This window comes from Candidatus Defluviilinea proxima, from assembly GCA_016721115.1.
Classification (GTDB): Bacteria; Chloroflexota; Anaerolineae; order Anaerolineales; family Villigracilaceae; genus Defluviilinea; species Defluviilinea proxima.
In genome coordinates this window covers 3910774-3935114 of record JADKIW010000001.1, presented here as the reverse complement: position 1 = coordinate 3935114, position 24341 = coordinate 3910774, and the positions used below count along the sequence as shown (strand labels likewise).

Here is a 24341-nt window from a genome sequence, read left to right as displayed (position 1 = left end):
CCAGCCAAAGTGCATTGATACTTGGCTTCCCATCGTCAGGTGCATGTTTTGTTAGGCGTTTTCTGCGCTCGATGGATGTGCACTAAACAAGGATATGACCCTCGATGAATATTTTGGCATTCCCTTTTATTTCAACTTTTTTGTCAGCATCTATTGCCAGACATAACTTGCCTGGTCGTTGCGAATTTTGGTATGCAACCAAATTGTTTTTATTTAACTGTTTGCTCCAATAGTTTGCCAATACTGTATGAACAGAGCCTGTAACTGGGTCTTCATCAACTCCATACCAGGGATTAAAATACCTGCTTTCAAAGTCATAGTCTTCTGATAGCTTTGTTATCCCAATACCATGTTCACTTTTTCCTTTGCTCTCTTTCATCTTTTGGAAATTTGGCTCTACTTTCCTTAAATCAATCGCCTTGTCAATGATTAGTATCACTTTTTTTGTATTAATTCCGTAAATGCCATCTTTTATATCTTTCAAGTTAAAGAAATCATAGAATTCTGCTTCTATGTCAATTCTTTTATATTCATCTAACGGAAACAACATTGCGATATTTCCTTCTTCGTCTTGATGCGCAGTAATTGTCCCATCTTTGTAATGAAAATTTATTTTCATTAAATTGGGGTTTTTATGAAATATTACTTTTGAAGCTCCCAGTGTAGCATGCCCACAAATAGGGACTTCTTTCAAAGGCGCAAACCAACGAATATTGTAATTGGTCGCATCGGTTTTTGTTATGAAAGCCGTTTCTGATTTGTTTATATCAAATGCAATTTTCTGCATCAGTTCTTCTGATAGATTTTCTTGAGATAAGACTACTCCAGCGGGATTGCCGCACCCAATTTTTTCTGTAAAAGCGTTTATAACATAAGCATCTAATTTCATTGTTTTTCTCACACTATCGACGTCTAACGGTTTGCGTTACCCGCACCAGAGCGGGGACGGCGAGGCCATCCAGCCAGAAAAAGGCTGAGGCGCAGAAAACTGCTTGAGATGTGCGCACACGAAGCGCCCCAACGTCAAGCGCACGCGGTGTTGGGCGGATAATCATTACACTACGAGATAATTGATGGACGTTCAAATATCTCATCAATTTTTTTCATTTGTTCTTTACTCAACAGACCATATTCCATCGCCTGAATATTCTCTCGCACTTGGGTGGCGGTCTTGAAGCCAGGGATAGGGATCGTCCGATCATTGTGAGTCCATATCCAGGCGAGGGCAAACTGAGCTAGGGTTCGTGTTTCACCAGTGTCAGCGAGAAATTTTCGTACCGCATCAATCCGTTGGAGGAGTTGCGTTGCCTGCTCAGTACGTAAACTCCAAGTGCTTCGGACATCATCGTTAGGGAAGGTGGTGTCCGGGTTGAACTTGCCTGTCAATATGCCGCTAGCGAAGGGGGATCGGTTGATACTAGCCAGATCATGTTCTTCACAGACCGCCAGCATTTGAGGTGCGCCGCCTAGCATATTTAACCTATGCTGAATCGATGTGCAATGTTGACCTTGCGCAAATACACGCGCTTCTTCAACATTATCAGTGCTCCAGCCATACCAGCGGATCTTGCCTTCATCCACCAGCGTTTCTAGCATGTCACGTACTTCGGCGGCTTTCTCTGTCGGGTAATTGCCCACGTGAAATTGATAGAGGTCAATATAGTCGGTCTGTAAGTTGCGCAGGCTGGTTTCACATTCTTGATGGATGCGACTGACGATATCTTCCGTTTCTGTAACGGTATGTTTTTCTTCATCTACAACATAGCCAAACTTCGTTGCGAGAATAACTTTATCGCGGCGCCCTGCAATTGCATTGGCAAGTATTCTCTCGCTATGTCCGCAACCATAATTGGCAGCTGTGTCAAAGAAGTTGATCCCCTTTTCGAGTGCGTAGTGAATGGCGCGGACCGATTCTGCGTCATCCACCTGTCCCAGACCATCGGGTTCCTTACTGCCATCTGCTTCAAGCCAGTCCCAGGGTCCGCCAATTGCCCAACAACCTAATCCCATTGCGCTTACTTCAAGATTACTGCGTCCTAAACGTCGTTTGAACATAGGGTCTCCAATTTTTATTATGACATGTGAACAGTTTCGTTTGCTAACGGATTGCGTTACCCGCACTAAGGCAGGACAGCGAAGCCGTCCAACCAGAAAAATGCTTAGGCGTAGGAAACTGCTTGAGGTTTGCGCACATGAAGCGCCCCAGCGTCCAATGCGTGCGGTGTTGGGCAGTTATTTGATCGTGATTTTTGCTAATGACATTACTGATAATGTGTCCGATATCCATATATCAACGGACCACCATCGAACCATCTTTTCTCATAGGTTTTTATAGCCCATACCTGAGAGTGACCCGATCAACAGAACAAAATCTTGCCTATCTGACCGCGTAGCCTAACCTACCTTACTTTCTGCCACTTCTGGGCGACTTCTACCAGTTTCGGTTGGTCGTCGATGTAACGTTCAAAGTAACCGCAGTCGGTGCAGATGTAGTCATTGGCGGGTGAATGGGCCACCAAAAACGATATGACGATTTCGAATGCGCCATAATTAATACCATCCTTCTTGGTAAACACATTGCTCGAACCACACTTGGGACATTGACCCTTGCGCATTACTGCCTCCTGTATTCTATATAATCCAAAACATTTATCATTCTTTATCACAGGACAAGATCAACATTTGCGATTGTCCTGGAGCCGACATAAAGGAGTTCAAACTGCCCAACAGCTTACGTTACCCGCACCAGAGCAGGGACGGCGAAGCCGTCCAGCCAGAAAAAGACTCAGGCGTAGAAAACTGCCTGAAATTGCCGCAGCCCCCCCAGCTTCAGGTGCACGCTGTGTTGGCAAGAGCCGAAGGGCGCAAGGCGTACTACCTAAAAACCAACCCCCAGCCTTTCATTGACTTGATTTTACAAGCACAGCATTTATTTGCAAACCTAGTTATCAGTGATTTCTCCAACATAAACTTTCCTTGAATCTACTTTACCATTCTCGTAGGTTTCATAATAATAGTGTATATTGTCAATCCATTCCAAGAATAAACCATTAATAGGAATGGGTAAAGAGCCATCCACGGGGACTATAAAACTAAAGGATAAGTTTCCATAAGAAACAAAATGCTTATTGTCTGGACTCCACACACAATCCCAAGGAAATCCATAAAATGTGAAAGGTCGTGTTTGACCATTGTTAAGATTCCCAAGATAATATCCCTGAAGGTCACCCCATTGACCACTATTTATATCTGTACCTGCAAACAATATCCAGTTTCTGTCTGGGGAAACGCATGAAGTATCGCCTTGTGTTCTTACGATGGTTTTATCAAGTGGTATTTGAATAGCGGTTTCACCCAACTTATAGCGGTAAACAGCATAACTCCATGAAGGAGTTCCTCGCTCATTATATTTATCTGTAGCAACAATCGCCAATAATCCGCTTGAATCGGGAAGCCAGAACTGTCTTGGTAAATATTCAGCTGGTTGAGTGATATTGTAAACAACGGCATTCTGGTAGTATATATCGCTACCGCGATATATACTTATATGCCCTGATGAAGCCACAGAAATATATTGCCCATCAGGTGAAACCATAAAATTACGATAGTGCATTGTATTTCCGCTTAATCCTCCGGCAATCTGAGTTAAAAAGTCCCCTGTGTCAGCGTCAACCCCATAAATACTGACCGTGCAATCAGGAGCGTTGTAACTTTGTCCAGTAGGTCTTGGGTTGCAAAGATATGTATTAAATAGCAAATAATGTGTGTTGGGCTTGAAGGTCGGAGCTTTTATTTCCCCTTGACTAAGAGAGGGAAGCGATTTACTCGTTATAAGCAGTCGTTCATTACTTCCATCCGCATTTATAGAGTATAAGCTATCATAATTATCCCCACGATAAAAAACAATCTTTTGCCAGTCATCTGAAAGAATGGGATATTGGTCTTTTCCATTATCAGTTATTTGTATTGCCTTTCCGCTGCTATCCTGAAAATATACGTTGCCATTTGTTGTGTAAACTCTAGGGCTATTGTGTTTCATTTGTGCAACGGGTGTCCTAATTGGTGTAGCCAGAGCGTATTGCGTTAACCAATAATCGACCAGTTGACTATTGATAAGAGGAGTGGGAGATGGAATCGGAACAAATGTAGGAAGCGGAACGAATGTAGGTAAAGGCGGATATGTAACTGTGTCAATAGGCGACGCAACAATCTGATTTTTGGTAGAAGTTGGTGTTGCGTTAATTGTTGCTGGTATAGGCGCGCTAGACCCACAAGCGGTCAGAGAGATAATCACTGTTGTCAAAAAACAAAGATAAGAAAATGGTTTTATTTTCATTGAGAATTTCTTTTGGGTTTCCCTAATATAAATATTGACTACTTATTTATAACCTTGTTCAATTAGTAGGCTCTTGCCAACGGATTGCTTTACACGCACTAAGGCAGGGACAGCGAAGCCGTCCAGCCAGAAAAATGCTAAATTGAAAAAAGTAAAGCTACACAAGTTTCATCATTATTCTTGTCAGATAGTTGTTGCCTAATCATCGTTGTTGCCAAAGAGCATATCCCGCACTTTTCTTTTCAGGGTGTTCGATATTGGATACTTGCTTATCTGTTGATAAATGCTTTCCTTCGACTGACCATCTTTTTCCATGCGGTTTATTACAGCAAAAAAAATCTTCTCTAACCCAAACTCAGTTAATCCTTTGGACATCAAAGCCAAAACCCCTAAAAAAGCAATTCCGCCTAACATACCGAAAGGCCCGCCTAATGCGGCAAGTGCAGCAGTAATTGCCGCTGCACCTGCCCAACCTGAAATTGCCATTGCCACAAATAGTACTAGACCAGGGGCGCCTAATCCAGCAATGGTAGAAACTACATTATCAAAACCAAAAGGGTTATTAGTTTTCATGTTTATATATGCTTCAACTTTACTTTAGTTAGGTCTTGGTGGCAGCGGGCCAACGGATTGCGTTACCCGCACCAGAGCAGGGACGGCGAAACTGTCCAGCCACAAAAAGACTCAGGTGTAGAAAACTGCTTGAAATTGCCGCAGAATCCCCAGCGTCAGGTAGTGTCTTTGAAGATGGACATAGCAGAGTATGCTTTGTTGGGCGTTTTTGAGATTTGCGACTCATTGTAATTGCCAAAGTTGAATTTGACCATTGTAGGCACTATCCAAAGGAAAATAAGAAATTAAAAGATATTTTCCATCAGGACTAAATTCAATTCCACTTAAGAATAATTTACTTGAATTAGGAACTGCCTTATCAGGAAAAGGGATTTGCGCTAGGATTTCACCTGAAAGTATATTTCTGACTTCGATTTTTTCTCGTGCAATGGCAAAACTCTTTCCATCTGGGCTGAATGCTAAATAATTTTCATAATCAGATTCGGGCGATATATTTAACTCTCTTATTTCTTTACACTCTGTAGCGTCAATAAAAACAATTTTTTGCTGTCTAATAACTGCTAATGTGTTCTGGTTGGGGATAAACCGCCCGAATTCTACTTGTGGGATACGGCAAATATTTTCTTGTTTTTCTACATCCCAAAGAATAACTGAATCATCTTTACCTTCGCCACCATAGGCAAGAATAGTTCCATTGGAATTGAGGTCGAATAAGTCGAAAGTACCTTGATAATTGAAAAGATTTTTACATTTTCCCGTATCTAAATCTAATTGGCGAATTACAATGGTGTTATTTGTGCCCCAACTTGGTCCGATAAGGTCAAGGTAATTTGCAATCAATGCGGTGTTTTTTTGCAGACTATTTACTATGATGCCCCCGCCACCATTGCAAGTTTCACTATTAATTTGATTTGGACTTGTAATGTCACCTTGACGCACTATTTCGCCGTTTTCAATGCTGCGCCAATAAAAATATGGGGCGAACTCATTGGACTCGACGGTATATTGACCATCGGGTGTAAAAGTAACATCTGATGCTAAACTTTTATTGGCAACCCAAATACTTTCGAGTGACTGCACGCTGAATGCTTGAACATAACTGTTTGAGTCATCACCATCTATCCAGTAATTTGCTACAAATATTTTATTGTCTGGACTCCAAGCAATATCATGTAAATTCCCTGTAAACCATTCCCCTAGTAGAGACGGCGCTTTTGGGGAACAGCCATAGAGGAATAGGCAGAAGAAGATATTTGTGAGTAGGAGTATTTTTTCTTTTTGTGAAATCATATTGCTAAACGCCCAACTATGGATTATATGGCACCGTTAAATAGATTGTAAACACGGGATATAGACAGGTCAACGTGCTGAACATCACTAAAACAGCCAAACAAGGCACACCTTCCTCCGAAGGAGATGCCTTCTCCACTGACACAATCCTGCCACAAATTCATGATATGCTACGCACATGTCACACCGCATTCTCATTGTGGATGATGAACCGTCTGTCACGGATTTGATCGCCTACAATCTCCGCAAGTCCCTGTATGATGTGCAGGCGGTGGGGGATGGGCGCGAGGCGTTGCGCCTTGCCCGCGAATATAAGCCCGATCTGATCCTGCTGGATTTGATGATCCCTGAAGTGGACGGACTCGATGTCTGCCGCGAATTGCGCAAGTCTAGCGATGTGCCGATCATTATGATCACGGCGCGCGGCGAAGAGATCGACCGTGTGCTCGGACTCGAGATCGGTGCAGACGATTACATCACCAAGCCGTTCAGTGTCCGCGAGTTGATGGCGCGTATCAAAGCCGTCTTGCGCCGCGCACAAAAAGACGGTGATGTTGAACCGTCCACGTTGTTGCGTGGACCTGGGAATTTGCTGATGGATGTCGAGCGGCGCTCCCTCGTTGTCGGGGATACGTCCATTGAGTTGACCCGCCTCGAGTTTGACCTGCTCCATCGTCTGCTGATCAACCCAGGGCGAGTCCTGACGCGTGAACGTTTGTTGGAACAGGCTTGGGGGTATGAATATGTCGGTGATACGCGCGCGGTGGATAGCGCCGTCAAACGTCTGCGTGCCAAACTCCGCGCGGTGGCTCCCGAAGCCGATTGCATCGAATCGGTGCGCGGGCTTGGCTATCGGATCAACTGACATGCAATCCATTCGCACACGCCTTTCTCTCAATTATTTGATCGTGTTGATCCTTGGCATGTCGCTTGCCGTCGCGCTGGCATGGCTGACGGTCAGCAAATTGTATGTGGATACCCAACGCGAAAATCTTTTGGCGCAGGCAAGGCTCATCGCCGCTGGCTTGCAGGATGCAACTTTGCCGACTCAACCCGCTGAACCGTATTCGCAAACTTCGAATGTGATGCCCGGTATTCACACGCGCTTGATCGGGGATAGCGGTGCCGTCCTTGTGGGATTGCCTCTTTCGGATGCGATCCAATTGCCTCTTGTGGAACAGGACGCGTCCATTTCGCCCAGTGAGCTGGTCCAGCGCCCCGAAATTGAATCAGCGCTGAAAGGGATTCCTGCCACCTCAGTGCGACGAGTGATCGGAAATCAACAAGTGCTGTATGCCGCCGCACCTGTTCAAAACTCTGCAGGCGCGATCACGGGCATTGTGTACATCGCCACACCTTTGCCTTCGGGCGGTTTACCAGCAAAGATGATCTGGCAATTGTTCGGCGCTGTTGCGATTGCCGTCTTGCTGGCTGGCATCGCAGGTGGATTGTTGGCGCGCAAGATCGCAACTCCGCTGGAGGGGTTGGCGAAAGCGGCTGTTGCTATTTCAAAAGGTGACCTTAAGCAAAGCGTGCCAGCGAACAGCGACGTTTCTGAACTTCACAGCCTCAGCCAAACCTTCAACGAGATGGCTGAAAGCTTGCGTCAATCGGACGAAGCAAAAAAAGCGTTCATCGCCGATGTCACGCACGAATTGCGGACTCCGCTCACGGTCATCAAAGGCACGATCGAGACTCTCGAAGACGGTGCGCTCGACGATCTTGAAGGGCGCACTCCCTTGCTGACTTCCATGATGCGCGAAACGGACCGTTTGATCCGCATGGTCAATGACTTGCTCGTGTTGACCCGTGCAGATGCAGGTGCGCTTCAGTTGAATCTACAAACCTTGGATTTGATCGAGTTGGCGCGCATGCGTTGTGAAAACATGAGCCTGCTTGCCGCGCGTCAACATGTGGGGTTGAAAGTGTTAAGTGCGTCGCACCTTACGGGTGAACTTTTTCCATTGAACCAGCAGAGTCCACTCGATTTAGATTCTTCCACCGAGTCTGGTGCGACGCACCCTCTAATGGTCTCTGCCGACCCAGACCGCCTCTCGCAAGTTCTCGATAACCTGTTGGGCAATGCTATCCGTCACTCGCCAGAACACTCAACGGTCACTGTCACAGTCGGACCAAAGGACGGCGGAGTCGAATGCTCGGTCAGCGACCAAGGGACAGGTATTCCCGCGAAACATCTGCCATTCCTCTTTGATCGCTTTTACCGCGTTGAAACCTCCCGTGACCGAATCAGCGGCGGCACAGGGCTGGGGCTTGCCATCGTCCGTGCACTGGTCACTGCCCACGGCGGGAAGATCAATGTGCAAAGTATTGAAGGCAAGGGGACAACCTTCACTATCTGGTTAAGAGCCTCATAAACTGAGTATTTCCTGCAATCTGTTTTTAACCACGGAGACACTGAGTCACGGAGATTTTTAAAAGATTTCTCAGTGTCTTTGTGTCTCCGTGGTTAGGTATTGGGGGATGTCAGGTTTTATTTTTCAACCCACTTGTAAAGATTCATTTGAACCCTAAAGCAGACTTCGATTGCCTACATTCTGACACATCCCTGCCACGTTGCGGGAATATCATGTTGAGCAAGATACCGCTTGCACAATAGGAGATTCCCATGAAACAGTTTTCAACCATCATCAAAACCGTTCTCGCCTGCACGTTGGTCTTTATCCTTTCCAGTGTCTATCTACCAAGTTTCAACGTCCATGCCGCCGCATCCACCCCAACCGCCGAACCAATTCAATCAACGCAATCCACCTGTGACGCGTCTCGTTCCATTCAAGTCAGCGGCGTGGCAGTCGTCAATGTGACGCCCGACCGTGCCCTCATCAAATTGGGAGTGCAATCGAACGGTAAGTCCGCAAAAGAAGCGCAGACAAAGAACTCCGCCACGATCAGTCAGGTTGTCAAAGCGTTGAAGGCATTGGGCATTGACTCAAAGGACATCGCCACCGATTGGTACACCATCGAACCGTTGTATGAAGATTATGACTCGCTCAATATCAAAGGCTATCGCATCTACAACATTGTCGAAGTCACAATGCGCGATGCAAGCAAAGCCAATGATGCAATTGTCGCTGCCTTTCAGGCAGGTGCGAATCAAGTAGTGGACGTCCAGTTCTACACCAGTGAACTGCGCAAGTACCGCGATCAGGCACGTGACATGGCGATGAAAGCCGCCAGAGAAAAAGCGGACGCTCTCTCTACCGCCGCAGGGACTGGCGTGAGTTGCATCCTGACCATTAACGAGAATACCCAGTCCAATTTCTATTATGGAGGCTGGGGGTGGTACGGCTACGGCTCCAATCAAAACCTGATGACGCAAAACTCGGTCCAGAATATTGCGCCGTCAGGAGGGGCATCGTCCACGCTGGATGACGGTCCACTGAACGCGGGGCAGATTTCCATCCGCGCGGAGATCAATGCTTCGTTTGGGTTGAAGTAAAAGCTGGAACAATAAAAATCAGGCAGTCACAAAAGGACTGCCTGATTTTTTATATAGTTTGCCGATGTTAGGGCTGACCTAGAGATTTTGCTTCACTTTCCCATATAAACCAAGAACCGGCCTTGATATTCAAGACAGTTGCATCGTGTTTTGTTAGCCAGCCTCTTGCTTGGTTTTAGGAGATCGCAAGTGGCGCATGAATTCATCTCGGATTTCTTCCGCCGTAGGTATGCGGTCTGGATTATCTTTAGTAAGCACAGACAGTGCCGCTATGTATGCCTCTCCAAATGCAGTAGTTAAAGTGCTGGCTACACCTGCGTTTATTGCGCCACCTACCGCTGAACCAACCCCCGGTATCAGCTTTAGTAGTGCACCGACGGTGGCACGCCCTACTATTGTGCCGGCAGAGCCAGTGATAGCGCCGCTTACAAGAGTTCCCAAGAATCCTGTTGATATGGGAAGTCCCCAAACTGCGCTGATACCCGCAAGCATTGATACTTGAATAGGAATAATTGCAAGCGCATCAGAAAAGGGAAGGGGAGCCGCGCCAGCCCCGCCCGCAGAAAGCGCGGCACTGGCTACTACCGCATGTGCTCTTTGTAGTTTGTGATTTAAGCTGATGCGTTGCGCTGCGGCAAGTGCGTCTCGCTGAGTCTCCGGCACTAAAGTCATAGTGAGTTCTACAAGGTTTTCAAGACCCATTGTTGGTATCTTGTGTCCGCCGTCGAGAACCGTTTCTTTGGCGAGGACTCTAACTGTATTTCGAGCTTGGGGTAGGATCTCTTGTACTTTTTGGCGAAAACCATTATCGGCCATGCTTTTTGTGACTACTGCTACGACTGGAATGTATTTATCCAGCATTTCTACAAGTTTTATTTCCGCATCTTCCACACGACGAGAATCCTCCATAATGCAGACCCATGCTATATGGATATGTTGATTAGGGTCTTCGCTTTTTCGTCTATCTTGTATAAGCTTTTCAAGTTCCTGAACAGTATCCTTGTACTCGCTTATCTCTAATCCACGAGTATCAAATATACTGAGGGGGATACCCTCTTTCTTAATTTCTCTTGTGGTTTTAGTAACGGGACGTCCATCACCAGTCTCTGCCAAGTTACCCTGAAATACAGCATTCACAAGCGTGCTTTTCCCAACGCCTGTTTTGCCAGCGACTACTATGTTCACACTGCCTCGTCGCTTTAGAGCTTCCTCTAATTTCTGTTTTAGTAGTTCGGCAAAATCATTTTCAAGTTTCATGTTTGGATTACTCCTATACATAGCGTTTATGAAAGATAGTGATTGGGCATAGTACACGCTTTGTTGTTGATAGAAAAACTAACTGTAAAGAAGCTAACTTGATTACGCAAGACTACTGGAATTTCTCAAATACGAAAAAATCTTTTCGCTGTTATCTTTGATGATGTTACTCAAATACTCAATAGGTTTCTCGATAGCCTTTTCCATTTCCTGAATCTCTTTCTCTGCCTCTTGATAATGTGTCTCCTGGCTGACTTTCGCCAAATTCACATCATATGCTATGCCTAAAACTTCAAAAAGCCTATGTTCATAAACTTTGCCAGGAACATTGATTTTCTGAAAACAAACCCCAATCCAATTCGGACTCATGTATTCAACAAGAACTCGGATGTCTTTCGACCTAAACTCGACTACACCTTCATTTTTCCATGTGTCAAGTTTCGGCTTTAGAAATCCGCAACCATCTTTCAAAAAGTAAAAGTGATTAAGCACTGGGCGAAAGAAATAAGGGAATACCCGAAAACAAGTTTGGTGCTTTTTGGATAGAGTGATACCATCACGAAGTAACATGAATATTTCTTTCTGAATTACCAGTACCTAGCGGCTCGCGTTACCTGAGTTGGGGCGGGACGGTGAAGCCGCCCAACCAGAAAAAGGCTAAGGGCATGAAAACTGCTTGGGGTGTGCGCAGAATCCCCTGTATCTAGCGCACGCTTTTTGGGGTGTGTTGTTGCCCATACCACAAACTACAACCTGAAAAGCGATTCAACCTAAAGTATTGCATCAAATTCTTCTTTAATGATTTGGACTATTTTGGATGTACCGTCCTCGAAAATATCAATTTCCTTGTCCTTCATTTTTTCGAGAATTGAGTTAAGCAAAGACTTTTCCTCTACTCGCTTGCAATACTCGAAAAAAGATATGTTTTCAAAGCTGCTTCCATCGGTTACTTTATAGAAGATATGGGAAACCAGCGTTTTTTCAATCATATTCCTCAAGTTTTCATCCTCGATAAAAACATTCATAACTAAGGTGAAGTATGTGAATGTTATGCCAAACCTTATATAAGGGTTAATTCTGAGAACCGAGCACACGTACAATATATCTGCAATTTGTGCGATATAAGAGAAAGTGGCAAGCAAAAACATCGAGACATCTGATTTCACTTCAAAGCCTGATGAAATATTTGTGTATTGACTACTATATTTTTTACTCTTTCCATCAAAGATAGATCAATATCACCCAAATCATTGAAAACTAAGTGTTCCTGGACGTAGCTATTTAATCCCGCTTCTATCTCCTGAAAATTCTTATATTTTTTGTGAAAATCTTCATGGTTCCTGAATTCGCCATCAAATGCGTTTGATATAAATCTCCAGAAAAACATATCGAGTAACTCACGATGTTTTTCCGGATCTTCAATAGCTATTTCTCGAATGGGCAATACATAAAAATGGCCCTTATAGGTTGTGAGAATTTCCAAGGTGTCAAAAAACGCCTGTTTAAAGTAATCAACAGTAAACGCGAGATTAATCTCCTCTTGAGGATGTCTGAAGAACATTTCAAGCCGTGAAAATGGATCAGGAATTATGTGACAATCGCCAAGTGATTTGAAAAAGTAGTGTTCATTGTCAGAAACATTTAGAAAGATGGCTCCGGTTAGGGCAAAACATGTTTGACTTTCCGCTAATTCTGCCAACTCCAATTCGATTGACTTAAGTTGCTTTAGCCAAAAACACTTCACTTCATCTAGCAAAGCGCACATTCTTGTTACAGACAAATCATCAGCTTGGACATCTGTCTTGTATTGGAGCAGGAGTTCCAAGTATTCTTTCTGTGAGTGATTGATGTTGATTAGCGTTGGCGATTTCATTTTGCAACGAAATATTTATCTGCGAACCAGGCAGGAATATCGTAGAGCCCAGCTAAAAGTGTGTACAACAATATCATGATCTTGTAGCTATCTGATTTCACGTCTGGCAGATTTTGATTGTCGTAAATGTCTGGCACAGCATGAAATTGATGGTTTGCACTATTGCAGTGAAGCATAGAACTTTCTCTAACGGCGCCCCATAAGCCGTGAGCATAACTTGAATCATAGTCATAGAAAAGATCATATAGCTCCTTTTCTCCAACATCTATGCTTTTATCTCTAATCCCTTGTTTATCAAAGTAGTTCAAATCAACATCAATAAATTCCTCCCATAAAATTTCATTCACGAGTGCTTCGGCAAAGGGTAACGAAAAATGGGATGTCATATCTATGGAATTGCTCTCCCTTGCCTTTAAAAGGACAAGTTTATATTTGCTAACGCCATATAGTTTATATTCTTCCCATATCTTGCGCTTTTCAGACTCTTTCTTCAGCAAGTACTTTAGTATGATATAGACTTCAATGATGGTCCTAATTCCATGTCGTCCAAGTATGCTATTTCCCAAAGAATTGTCGCTAATCTCAGAGAAGATTTTCCGTGCATAATTGATTGATCCAAGAATTACGCCAAATTTATCTTCAGTGAGGGACTTTTCCTTATTTGAGTCAAAAACATACTCCAGGACTTTCTGACAATCCTCTTCAAATTCCTTGTAATCTGTCGTATTCTCAGGAAATTCGATTCTTATTGGGTTGCAAGGTGTAAGCATTCCAAAATCTCTCCAGAATTTAGAAGAAAAATCAGCTTTTTCTTCTTCAAAGTTCATTCCTTCCATACTCCTGACTGTAGGACGATACATTCTCATTTTCTCGTCTTCGTGATCAGTATATGGATATTCTTGAAGTGCTGTTATGGCTGCTTTCATTCCTTCCGCAAAGTGTATTTTGCCACCAAAAAGCATTAGACTTAGTGCCAAGAATCGCAGATCAGTGGCTTCGTTAGACTGATGCGGGGAAAACAATTTGATCGCTTCGGATATCGTATTAATTCGATCTTCCACTAATAAGTGTGAAACGAAGAAATAGTCATTGAATAGTGGATATAGCCTGCTCGGGTATAAAATTGTCAAGGGTGCCAAAACATCTTTATCAACGTGCCTACAAATTATTTCATAAACTAATTTTTGTTCATCGTCTGAAAGACCAAAAATCTTCGATAGCCGTGGTTGAGAAAGGGTTTCAATTTTTCTTGATATTTCAAACAATATGCTTCCAGCTTTTTCGACCCCGCTTTTCCTGCCATATCTCAACAAAATCAAACCTAACCAGAGATATTCCGGCATTCTTTCCTTTGTCCAGGAACTTAGCAGTAGTTTATCTCCTGCACCTGCATTTAGCGGGGTAACGAGTGCGCCTTTTCTTAATTTATGATCACTTATACCGCTTACATTTCTTCGGTCAGTCATGCTTTGCCCTCATAGTGAATAGTTTTTAAAATTCATCTTACATTGCTAACCAAACACCTATTGACTTCGGAAAATAGAAGTTTAGACTGTACTGAGTTAAAACCAGATAAGTAGATTATAAACATCGGGTATAGACAGGTCAACGTGTCGAACATCACTAAAACACCCCAACAAGAAAAAAAACTAACTATGGAATCGAGACCTGACAGGTTTTATCGTCACGAGAGTCGAGCTGATGCCATTGAACGGTATCGAACTTGGTTAATCGTGGCTCTTAGTAAACCTGTCAGGTCTTTCCTCTTTCTACTTTCTATCTCCTGATCGTCGCATCCCGTTCAGGGCCCACCCCAATCCACTTCACAGGGACACCCGTCGCATCTTCGATCATCTTGACGTAGCTCTGTGCGTTGGCGGGTAATTCTTCGAAAGACCTTGCCTTGCTGATATCTTCCTTCCAGCCAGGGACGGTTTGATAGACGAGTTCAACGTTATCCAGGCCGTAGGCGTCTACATCGGTATAGCCCACTTTTTGACCGTTTAGTTTGTAGCCGGTACACACTTGCAAGTTTTCCAGTCCGCTCAACACATCCAATTTCGTCAGACACAGCTCGGTCACACCGCTCAAGAGGACTGCTGTCTTCACGATCTCCAAGTCCAGCCAGCCCACGCGGCGGATGCGTCCCGTTGTGGCGGCGACTTCACCAAACGATTCGTACTCTGGACTGTGAACATCGTGGATCTCTGTTGGCAACGGCCCCGCACCGACGCGCGTGGTGTAAGCCTTTGTCACGCCGATCACGTTCGTGATGTAACGTGGAGGAATGCCAAGTCCAGCCGAAGCTGCAGAGGGAATCGTTGTCGAAGCGGTCACGAACGGATACGTTCCCCAATCGGTATCGAGGAAGGTTCCCATCGCTTGTTCAAGTAGGAAATGTTTATTCGCTTTCAAGCCATCTTGTACGAGCGTGAACAATTCCTTGATATAAGGCTTTACCTTCGCGTAATAGGCACGATACGTATCGCGGATCTCTTCATACTTCAACGCCTCGCCGCCCAGCGCCACGATGATCTTGTTCTTCAATTCCAATTGCACTTTCAAACGGCTCTCAAACGCATCGCTCGCAAAGTCCGTCCAGCGGATGCCGTTGTAACTGACCTTGTCTGCGAACACGGGGCCGATGCCGCGGCGGGTTGTCCCTGTGGCGCCTGCGCCTTTGGCTTCCTCGTACAGTCCATCTAAAATTTTGTGATACGGCATGATCAAATGCGAACGCGGCGATACCCATAAACGTCCGTCCACGTTCACGCCAGATTTATTCAACATCTCGATCTCTTCGAGCAATACTTGCGGGTCAACCACTACGCCGCCGCCGATCAATCCCACTGCGTTCTGTGCGAAAATCCCTGATGGCACCAAATGAATTTTGAACGTCCCAAACTTATTGATGACCGTATGCCCTGCGTTGTTGCCGCCATTGAAACGCGCTACATAATCAACCTCTTCCGCCAAAAAATCAACGGCCTTGCCCTTGCCCTCGTCGCCCCACTGTGAACCGATCACTGCTGTTACTGTCATGATATCTCCTCTTGATTTCATTCGCCCTGAGCGGAGCGTAGCGCAGTCGAAGGGCAGGATTACATGAAACATGCGCTTCGACTGCGCTCCTCACTTCGTTCGTCTCTCCGCTCAGCGCGAGATTGTTTTTTTTTGAATTCCAACTCTGACACATTTATCTCAACGATGGCAACGCCTCTTTCTTAACCCGGCCCTGCCTCTCGCGTGGACGCTTTCAGCGTAGCCCAAGGCTGATTCTGCAAAGAGCAGGCTGGGGGTAAGTGTGAAGCGTGCTCTTCATCCAGATAAAGAATGTGTAGACATCGTCAAGCATTATAATTCGGGCGACACAAAAATTGATGAGGAGAAATCATGAAAATTTTGCCTGATGTGGCTTTGACGTATGACGATGTTTTACTGGTGCCGCAGTACTCGAATGTGGATTCGCGGCGAGCACTTTCAACGAAGACCTGGTTGACGAAGAAGATCGCCCTGCATGTGCCGATCGTCTCTGCAAACATGGATGTGGTGACCGAAAGCGGTATGGCGATTGCGATGGCGCGTGAAGGCGGCATCGGTATCATTCACCGCTTTATGACCATCGCTGAGCAGGCGCGTCAGATCGAGCGTGTGAAGAAGGCGGAGTCGTTTGTGGTGGACGAACCCATCACGATGACCGACCAGCACACAGTGGGTGATGTAAAGCGTATTGTGGATGAAACTGGCACGGGCGGTATTTTGATTTTGGATAAAACTGGGAAACTGGTTGGCATTGTCTCAACCCGTGATCTGTTGTTTGAAGAAGATGAAGACAGGCTCGTAACTGAGATTATGACGCGCGAAGTGCATACTGCCGCGCCAAACACATCTTTGAAAGATGCGGAACGGCTACTGCATGAATACCGTGTGGAGAAGTTGCCGCTCGTGGATAAAGATGGCAAGGTGGTGGGTTTGATTACCTTGAAAGACATCATGAAGATCACGCAGTTCCCCTCTGCAACCAAAGATGCGAAGGGGCGTCTGGCGGTGGGTGCGGCCGTGGGCGTGCGCGATAAGGAAATGCACCGCGTGGAATCCGCTTTGCGTGCGGGCGCTGATTGTATCGTTGTGGATATCGCTCACGGCGATTCGGAACTTGAGATCGAAATGATCAAGAATATTCATAAACATTTTCCAGACGCGCAGGTCGTCGGCGGGAATGTGGCCTCTGGCGATGGAACGAAACGCCTGATCGATGCGGGCGTGGATTCTGTAAAAGTGGGTGTGGGCCCCGGCTCCATTTGTGTGACAAGGCAAGTGGCTGGTTCAGGTGTGCCGCAATTGACAGCGATCATTGAATGTGCCGAAGCCGCGCGTCCCTCGGGTGTGCCGATCATCGCCGACGGCGGTATCCGTCAGCCCGGCGATGTGGCGAAGGCAATTGCGGCTGGCGCACAAACTGTGATGATCGGTTCAATGTTGGCTGGCACCGATGAAAGCCCTGGCCTGATCATGACTCGCAGAGGTCATCGCTATAAGGCCTCGCGCGGTATGGCTTCTTTATCGGCGAACATCGAAAGAAACAAACGCGAAGGCAATGACCTGACCCGCGAAGATATTGAAGAGTACGTAGCCGAAGGGGTTGAGGCGGCGGTCCCGTATCGCGGCAGGACAAGAGAAGTACTCACACAACTGATCGGAGGATTACAATCAGGGATGAGTTACAGCGGCGCACATACGATCAAGGAATTTCAAGAGAAGGCTATCTTCGTGCGCATGACTGGCTCAGGTTTGAAAGAGTCGGGTCCGCATGATGTGGAATTGTTAGGATAACCCCACCCCCAGCCCCTCCCCGACGAGCGGGGAGGGGAGCCTCTTTTCACTAAATAGGTGAAAAGCTATGGATAATCTTTTATGAAGAATGAGTTTCCGCGTATTTATGTATCGCCTGAAATCAAGCGTAAGATGATTGAGATCGCGCGTGAGTTCCGTAAGGAACCAACTGAAGGAGAAAGAATCCTTTGGAATGCTTTACGTGGAAAAAAGCTGGACGGCATAAAGTTTCGACGCCAACAACCTGTTGGATATTTTGTTGTGGATTTCTATAATTCTGTTTATCGTCTTGTAGTAGAAGTGGATGGTCTTATTCATGACCAACAAAAAGAAGTAGATGAAGCAAGACAAGAAATCCTTGAGGCTTTGGGCTTGATCGTTTTTAGAATTAAAACAGAAATCCCTGAAAATAATTTGCCACTGGCTCTGAATATGATTCGTACAAAAGTCCATGAGATTAAACAAAGCTCTCTAATCCCCTCCCCCATGTTGGGGGAGGGCCAGGGTGGGGGATAAATGTCTGTTTACCTCCACGACATCCCTCTCTCCCAAGCTCAAGCACGCTTGAAGCAAGCCCTTCAAGATGCAGACTTGTGGCGTGTGCTTGGCGCAGAAGTGATCCCTCTCAACGAAAATGCATTGGGGCGTGTCACATCCGAACCAGTTTGGGCAAAGATGTCTTCGCCGCATTATCACGCCTCCGCCATGGACGGGTTTGCCGTCCGCGCGGTGAAGACGAATGGAGCGATGCCGTCCACGCCGGTAACGCTTGAACTGGGAAGTGATGCTGAATATGTGGATACCGGTGATCCGTTGCCGGGTTGGGCAAATGCCGTCATTCCTATTGAAAATGTTGAATCGCTCGATGAGCATGGGAATATCACTAAAGAAATCCGTGACCCTGCTTCGATCCGTATCCGCGCTTCGGTCGCACCCTGGAGTCATGTCCGTCCGCTTGGTGAGGATATTGTCGCTACACAATTGGTTTTGTCCGCTGGTCACATTCTCAAACCAGCAGATTTGGGTGCCATCGCCGCGGCGGGACATCAGGAAATCAACGTCGCGCGAAAACCGAAAGTGGCAATTCTGCCTACGGGAACAGAACTCGTTCCCATCGGTAGCAAACTCAAAGCGGGAGATATTCTCGAATACAACTCACTCGTCCTTGCGGCGCAAGTCAAAGCGATGGGTGGCGAGCCGACGCGATACCCTATCACTAAAGATGATTTCGGCTTGATCTGTCAACGTGTGGAAGAAGCCGCGCAGGAACATGATCTGGTTCTACTCAATGCAGGTTCCTCAGCAGGCGCGGAAGATTTCTCTGCGAAGGTTGTTGAAAGCCTTGGAACGCTTTTGGTGCATGGTGTTGCCGTTCGCCCGGGGCATCCAGTCATTCTTGGGACGATAGACCGTAGACGACAGACCATGGTCAACGGTCCATCGTCCATCGTCCCGATTGTTGGTGTCCCCGGTTATCCCGTCTCTGCCGCGCTGACTATTGATATTTTTGTTGAGCCTCTCATTGCAACATGGCTTGGGCGCAGACCAAATGAACTGGCAACAGAAACTGCATTGCTCACGCGCAAGATCGTCTCGCCTGCGGGCGATGATGACTTTGTAAGAGTCGCTGTCGGTAAAGTGGGCGATAAACTTCTCGCCGCACCTTTATCACGCGGAGCGGGAGTCATCACGTCACTTGTGCAGGCGGATGGGTTGGCGCTCATTCCAAGCGGCACACAAGGCATGGAAGCGGGCGAGAAGGTGCAAGTCCGTTTATATAGAAGCAAAGCAGAGATCGAACGGACGATCCTTGCCATTGGTTCGCACGATCTCACGCTCGACCTCATGGCACAATTCCTTGCTGAGCGTGATCGCAGGCTTGCCTCTGCGAATGTCGGCTCACAGGGTGGGTTGATCGCACTTCGCCGGGGCGAGGCGCATTTTGCCGGGTCGCATTTATTGAATCCTGAAACGGGCGAATATAACATTTCCTACATTCGTCAGTACATGCCGAACATACCGGTTACGGTTGTTGCGCTGGTGGGGCGTGAACAGGGTTTGATCGTGAGCAAAGGAAACCCAAAGCGAATCAACGCCTTGAGTGACCTCATCAGGCCCGAGGTCCAATTTGTGAACCGACAGCGCGGTGCTGGTACGCGCGTCCTACTTGATTATCATTTGAATTTGATGACAATATCCTCAAACTCCATTGAAGGCTACTTGCAGGAAGAGTATACTCATCTTGGTGTTGCGGCCTCTGTGGCATCAGGCCGCGCCGATTGTGGCCTCGGAATTGCCGCCGCCGCACAGGCTTTGGATCTGGACTTCATCCCGCTCTTTCAGGAGCGCTATGATCTGGTGATCCCGAAACAATTTGCGGATGATGAATTGCTCACGCCTCTTTTCGGACTTTTAGCTGACTCAGCATTCCGAAAAGCCGTCTCTCAACTGACGGGATATGATGTGTCTGTGATGGGCACAATAATTTTGGAGGATTAAATGACTGAAGGTTTAGTAATTGACGATAACCGGCAAACGGCCGATGCATTGGTGCAAATGTTAGGTGTGCTGGGACTCAAAGTACGCGTGGCTTATGGTTCGAGTGCGGCCATGTCTGTCTTGGGAACAGGTTTTACACCGCAGTTTATAACCCTCGATATTAACATGCCCGGTGTAGATGGAACTGAAGTGCTTTCCTTTCTTCGACGCGAACCACGGCTGACATCTGTGCCGGTCTTCGTTATCACATCAGATGATCAGCCTGAGACGCGCAACAAAGTGATGAAGTTGGGCGCTACTGCCATGATCATTAAACCTGCCACGATCGATTCTTTGGAAGAAGCTTTGAAAAGGCAAATATGCTTACATAGATGTCTCTATAACGAGATTAAAACCGTCGAAGAAATTCGGCGGTTTTTTGTTGTTCGCTGATCTGCGGAGTATAATAGCGGCCTGACCAAAGGAGATAGACTATGCCAATTTCGTCCGGAATACCTGCCCCTGAGTTTGAAATGTACGATGATACAAATACGCTTCGCAAGCTTTCCGACTTTCGCGGAAAGAACGTTGTATTGTATTTCTATCCCAAAGATGACACTCCAGGGTGTACGACAGAAGCCTGCAACTTCCGTGACGATTATTCTGCATACGAGAAAGCCAATGTCGTTATTTTAGGTGTCAGCCCAGATAATGTGGCATCTCATGTTAAGTTCAAGAAAAAATTTGACCTTCCTTTTCCTCTGTTGTCAGATGAAGGCCATAAGGTCTGTGATCAATATCAAGTGTGGGGCCCAAAGAAATTCATGGGGAAAGCATACGAAGGTGTTTTGCGAACAACTTTCCTGATCGATGGTAACGGAACCATCGTCAAGGTGTTTGAGAACGTACGTCCCGCTGAGCATAGTAATGAAGTGCTTTCAGCGTTTAATGAGGCTTCTTAGGTCGAATCAATTATCGGTTGAGTAAGAAGCGGCTTTATTTCCATTAATATTCGTGACAAATATAGGAAAATTTGGTAAATTAGAGCGGTTATGGACGAGGGAGGTCCCCGTTCGATTTTGTATTAGGAGAGAGTACGTATGCGACATTTTGTGATTGTGGGAATTTTGGTCCTTGTAGCGGGGGTTCTCACGTATATGGGTTTGAGTGCGGCGGGGTTGATGCCAATCGAAGCAAGCGCTCAAGCTGTACCGATCGATTGGCTTTGGGATCTGCAGATCAAAGCGATGTCCTTCCTTTTTGCTCTCATTGTTGTCCCCATGATTTACAGCTTCGTAGTTTTTCGAAGACGTAAAGGGGAAACTGGGGAAGGCGAACACTTTGAAGGGAATACCAATCTTGAGATCGCCTGGACAGTTCTGCCATTGGTCGTAGTAGTGATTATGGCGTATATCGGGGCGGGTAATCTCGCGCAAACACGTGTTTCTGATCCCAATGCGTTGGTCGTCAATGTGACGGGCAGTCAGTGGACGTGGCGATTTGAATATCCTGATACCGGTGTGATCTCAGATGAATTACATGTTCCGGTGGGAAAACAGGTTCTTTTGAAGATGACATCCCGGGATGTCATTCATTCATTTTGGGTTCCTGAATTCCGCGTCAAGCAGGACCTCGTGCCTGGTCGTACAACCGAACTTCGCGTCACACCGACACTGATCGGCACCTATGCAGTGCGTTGTGCCGAGTTATGCGGTACATCTCATGCTTACATGGAAAAACCGGTGATCGTCTCATCGCAAGCCGACTTCGACACGTGGATGGGTGAGCAGGCAGTTCTTGCGGCTGAAGCGGCTCAAACTCCGGAAGGACGTGGTAAGGCTTTGGTGGCGGCAAATGGATGTGCGGCATGTCACTCGGTGGATGGCACTACGGGCATTGGCCCCACATGGCTTGGGCTGGCTGGTGAACCAGTTAAATTGTCCGACGGCTCCTCTGTGGAAGCAGATGATGCCTATCTGGCCGAATCGATCAAAGCGCCTCAGGCCAAGATCGTATCTGGTTATGAAAACCAGCAAATGATCCAGTTCAACCTTACGGATGAGCAGATCGCTGACATCATTGCTTATATAAAGACGCTGAAATAATTGGCGGAGGAAAATAGAATTATGAAAAGAAAACTTTCTGTAGGAACTGGTTTGCTGTTTCTGCTGATTGCCGGGTGGTGGGGTATGGCTTTGGGCTTCTACTTGATTGGGGCGTGACTGGAAAACCGCATTTTTCTGGTTCTGTCCCATCGGCGTTCACGATCCTCTTTGCCTTTACGGCATTCTTCTTTGGGATCTATGGTTACCGTGGCATCACGCGTGGGCTGGTTTACCAGATCTTGGGTACGTTGATTGGCGGCTTGACTGTTACGGTCATTCGTGCTGTGATATTCCTTGTCCGTGATGGGATTCCGGCAGACCTAATTGCCTTTGTTAAGAGTTTGTTTGGCGGTTTCTTCTTTGTAGAACCTGCTTGGGTGTTCGGTGGCATCGTGGGCGCAGTTTCCTTCCTGTTCGGTGTAGGTGTGATGGATGACTGGGTCAAGTGGGCACGTGGTATTGATACGCTTGAACATCATGAAGATGTGCCGGGTTGGGAAAAGTATTTTGGCGTTTCCCTCGACCATAAAGTGATCGGTATTCAATACACGATCACAGCTTTGTTCCTGATCTCGGTCGGTGGTTTATTCGCCTTGATATTCCGCACCGAGCTTGCCGCTTCTGGCTTGCAGTTCCTGAACGTGGATATGAGTCTCTTCGGCCAGAACGGACCGCAACTTTACAATACATTGATGTCCCTGCACGGCATGATCATGATCGTTTCGATCTTGCTGGGCATCTCCGGTATCATCAACTTTGCTGTTCCGCTGTTGGTCGGCGCGCATGATATGGCCTTCCCACGCATGAATGCATTTGCCTACTGGGTCTCTGTTCCTGCGACAGTGCTCTTGTTGATGAGCCTCGTGCTTGGCGGTTTTGACACAGGCTGGACGGGTTATCCTCCGCTTTCCGCTAAAGCTCCGGTTGGCATGCAAATGTTCTTCCTCGGTGTGTTCACTGCGGGTTGGTCGTCCATCTTAGGTGCGTTGAATGTGATCGCAACCGTGATCCGTATGCGTGCCAAAGGCATGACTGCTTGGCGTTTGCCCATTTTTGTTTGGGCGTCCGTTGCCACGTCAATCATCGCGTTGACCGCTACTCAGTTGATCGGTCTTGCGTTCCAGTTGGTGATGTTCCAGCGTCTGTTGGGAATGGGCTTCTTTGATCCTGCGAAGGGCGGCAATCCTGTTCTCTTCCAACATCTTTTCTGGTTCTACTCGCACCCAGCTGTGTACGTGTTCGTGCTCCCCGGCTTGGGTATCATCTCGGAGTTTTTACCGGTCTTCGTCCGCAAGCCATTGTTCGGATATCGCTGGATTGCCATGTCGTCACTTGGTATTGCGCTGGTCGGCTTTGTAGTGTGGGCGCATCATATGTTTACTTCCGGCATGAATGAATACCTGCGTGTGCCGTTCATGTACAGTACATTGCTTGTGGCCGTTCCTACTGGTGTAAAGTTCTTCTCGTGGGTTGCCACGATTTGGAAGGGCAAGATCACACTTCCTACACCGATGTTGTTCGTGGTGGGAGCCATCTTCGTCTTCTTGCTTGGTGGTTTGACAGGTCCCCCAAATGCTACAGTCTCTGTTGACTTGCACTTACACGATACCTACTTCATCGTAGGCCACTTCCACGATACGATTTTCGGCGGATTTGTCTTCCCGTTCTTTGCCGCGATCTATTACTGGTTCCCCAAAGCGACCGGTCGCCGCATGAACGAGTTCTGGGGTAAGGTTCACTTCTGGTTGATGACCCCCTCATTCCTCTTCTTGACCTTTGGCATGATGCGCATCGGTCTCTTGGGAATGCGCCGCCGTATCGCGGACTATGATCCCGCGCTTGGTTTCGATTTCACACACCTGTTATTGACCATCTTTGCGTTTGGCATTGCCTTGTCCGTTTTGATCTTCTTCATCAACTTCTTCAATAGCATTAAGAACGGTGAAAAAGCGGAAGGCAATATTTGGAATTCGCGCTCTCCCGAGTGGCAGGTTCCTTCGCCGATGCCCGTTCATAACTATGATGTTCCCTTTGAGGTGGTCGGTGAACCGTATGACTACGGTCTGCCCGGTTCGAAGTACGTTGAATTTATTTCCGCTGATGGCGGGAAGAAACACTAAAAGGGGAGGAAGAATACAA

At 46.7% G+C, this 24341-nt stretch carries 22 protein-coding genes; 10 read left to right on the top strand and 12 right to left on the bottom strand.

The window, feature by feature from the left end:
- Nucleotides 1-82: 82 nt before the first annotated feature.
- The 6 genes from IPP66_18220 to IPP66_18195 all read right to left on the bottom strand — a co-directional run bounded on the left by IPP66_18220 (nt 83) and on the right by IPP66_18195 (nt 6199).
- Nucleotides 83-889 (bottom strand): PhzF family phenazine biosynthesis protein, encoded by an 807-nt coding sequence (locus IPP66_18220; GenBank protein ID MBK9927209.1) that lies wholly within the window; start codon nt 887-889, stop codon nt 83-85.
- Between the two features lie 170 nt (nt 890-1059).
- A complete protein-coding gene (locus IPP66_18215; protein ID MBK9927208.1) occupies nt 1060-2055 on the bottom strand; it encodes an aldo/keto reductase in 996 nt (331 codons plus the stop codon).
- A gap of 344 nt (nt 2056-2399) precedes the next feature.
- Nucleotides 2400-2615 carry a hypothetical protein gene (locus IPP66_18210; GenBank protein ID MBK9927207.1) on the bottom strand — a complete coding sequence of 72 codons (216 nt, stop codon included), beginning with the start codon at nt 2613-2615 and terminating at the stop codon, nt 2400-2402.
- Between the two features lie 326 nt (nt 2616-2941).
- Nucleotides 2942-4336, bottom strand: a complete 1395-nt coding sequence (locus IPP66_18205; protein MBK9927206.1) for a hypothetical protein — start codon at nt 4334-4336, stop codon at nt 2942-2944.
- A 198-nt stretch (nt 4337-4534) separates the two neighbouring features.
- Entirely contained in the window at nt 4535-4909 is a 375-nt protein-coding gene (locus IPP66_18200; GenBank protein ID MBK9927205.1) for a hypothetical protein, read from the bottom strand.
- 222 nt (nt 4910-5131) lie between these two features.
- A complete protein-coding gene (locus IPP66_18195; protein ID MBK9927204.1) occupies nt 5132-6199 on the bottom strand; it encodes a WD40 repeat domain-containing protein in 1068 nt (355 codons plus the stop codon).
- A 178-nt stretch (nt 6200-6377) separates the two neighbouring features.
- On the opposite strand from IPP66_18195, the gene IPP66_18190 reads away from it, so the two are divergent.
- The 3 genes from IPP66_18190 to IPP66_18180 all read left to right on the top strand — a co-directional run bounded on the left by IPP66_18190 (nt 6378) and on the right by IPP66_18180 (nt 9656).
- A complete protein-coding gene (locus IPP66_18190) occupies nt 6378-7064 on the top strand; it encodes a response regulator transcription factor (GenBank protein ID MBK9927203.1) in 687 nt (228 codons plus the stop codon).
- Between the two features lies 1 nt (nt 7065).
- Nucleotides 7066-8574: a HAMP domain-containing protein gene (locus IPP66_18185; GenBank protein ID MBK9927202.1), complete on the top strand. Its 1509-nt coding sequence runs from the start codon at nt 7066-7068 to the stop codon at nt 8572-8574.
- A 251-nt stretch (nt 8575-8825) separates the two neighbouring features.
- Entirely contained in the window at nt 8826-9656 is an 831-nt protein-coding gene (locus IPP66_18180) for an SIMPL domain-containing protein (protein ID MBK9927201.1), read from the top strand.
- A 153-nt stretch (nt 9657-9809) separates the two neighbouring features.
- Here IPP66_18180 and IPP66_18175 read toward each other — a convergent pair whose 3' ends face one another.
- The 6 genes from IPP66_18175 to IPP66_18150 form a co-directional block, all read right to left on the bottom strand.
- Nucleotides 9810-10913 carry a 50S ribosome-binding GTPase gene (locus IPP66_18175; GenBank protein ID MBK9927200.1) on the bottom strand — a complete coding sequence of 368 codons (1104 nt, stop codon included), beginning with the start codon at nt 10911-10913 and terminating at the stop codon, nt 9810-9812.
- Between the two features lie 102 nt (nt 10914-11015).
- Complete coding sequence (locus IPP66_18170; GenBank protein ID MBK9927199.1) at nt 11016-11483, bottom strand: hypothetical protein; 468 nt, start codon at nt 11481-11483, stop codon at nt 11016-11018.
- 200 nt (nt 11484-11683) lie between these two features.
- Nucleotides 11684-12079 carry a hypothetical protein gene (locus IPP66_18165; GenBank protein MBK9927198.1) on the bottom strand — a complete coding sequence of 132 codons (396 nt, stop codon included), beginning with the start codon at nt 12077-12079 and terminating at the stop codon, nt 11684-11686.
- The gene (locus tag IPP66_18160) at nt 12076-12738 is read right to left on the bottom strand and encodes a hypothetical protein (GenBank protein MBK9927197.1); all 663 of its coding nucleotides are present in this window, start codon (nt 12736-12738) and stop codon (nt 12076-12078) included. The genes IPP66_18165 and IPP66_18160 overlap by 4 nt, the downstream gene beginning before the upstream one ends.
- Before the next feature lie 44 nt (nt 12739-12782).
- Entirely contained in the window at nt 12783-14252 is a 1470-nt protein-coding gene (locus IPP66_18155) for a hypothetical protein (GenBank protein ID MBK9927196.1), read from the bottom strand.
- Nucleotides 14253-14562: 310 nt separating this feature from the next.
- Nucleotides 14563-15828 (bottom strand): adenylosuccinate synthase, encoded by a 1266-nt coding sequence (locus tag IPP66_18150; protein MBK9927195.1) that lies wholly within the window; start codon nt 15826-15828, stop codon nt 14563-14565.
- A 351-nt stretch (nt 15829-16179) separates the two neighbouring features.
- Here IPP66_18150 and guaB point away from each other — a divergent pair, with 351 nt between their 5' ends.
- The 7 genes from guaB (at nt 16180) to IPP66_18115 (ending at nt 24322) form a co-directional block, all read left to right on the top strand.
- Nucleotides 16180-17619: an IMP dehydrogenase gene (gene guaB / locus IPP66_18145; GenBank protein ID MBK9927194.1), complete on the top strand. Its 1440-nt coding sequence runs from the start codon at nt 16180-16182 to the stop codon at nt 17617-17619.
- Nucleotides 17620-17751: 132 nt separating this feature from the next.
- Nucleotides 17752-18135 (top strand): endonuclease domain-containing protein, encoded by a 384-nt coding sequence (locus IPP66_18140; GenBank protein ID MBK9927193.1) that lies wholly within the window; start codon nt 17752-17754, stop codon nt 18133-18135.
- A complete protein-coding gene (locus tag IPP66_18135; GenBank protein ID MBK9927192.1) occupies nt 18136-20118 on the top strand; it encodes a molybdopterin biosynthesis protein in 1983 nt (660 codons plus the stop codon).
- Nucleotides 20119-20550 carry a response regulator gene (locus IPP66_18130; protein MBK9927191.1) on the top strand — a complete coding sequence of 144 codons (432 nt, stop codon included), beginning with the start codon at nt 20119-20121 and terminating at the stop codon, nt 20548-20550.
- 41 nt (nt 20551-20591) lie between these two features.
- Complete coding sequence (gene bcp / locus IPP66_18125; GenBank protein ID MBK9927190.1) at nt 20592-21059, top strand: thioredoxin-dependent thiol peroxidase; 468 nt, start codon at nt 20592-20594, stop codon at nt 21057-21059.
- A gap of 138 nt (nt 21060-21197) precedes the next feature.
- Nucleotides 21198-22202: a cytochrome c oxidase subunit II gene (gene coxB, locus IPP66_18120; GenBank protein ID MBK9927189.1), complete on the top strand. Its 1005-nt coding sequence runs from the start codon at nt 21198-21200 to the stop codon at nt 22200-22202.
- 428 nt (nt 22203-22630) lie between these two features.
- On the top strand, nt 22631-24322 hold the full coding sequence (locus IPP66_18115; GenBank protein ID MBK9927188.1) for a cbb3-type cytochrome c oxidase subunit I: 1692 nt from the start codon (nt 22631-22633) through the stop codon (nt 24320-24322).
- The last annotated feature ends 19 nt before the right edge of the window (nt 24323-24341 follow it).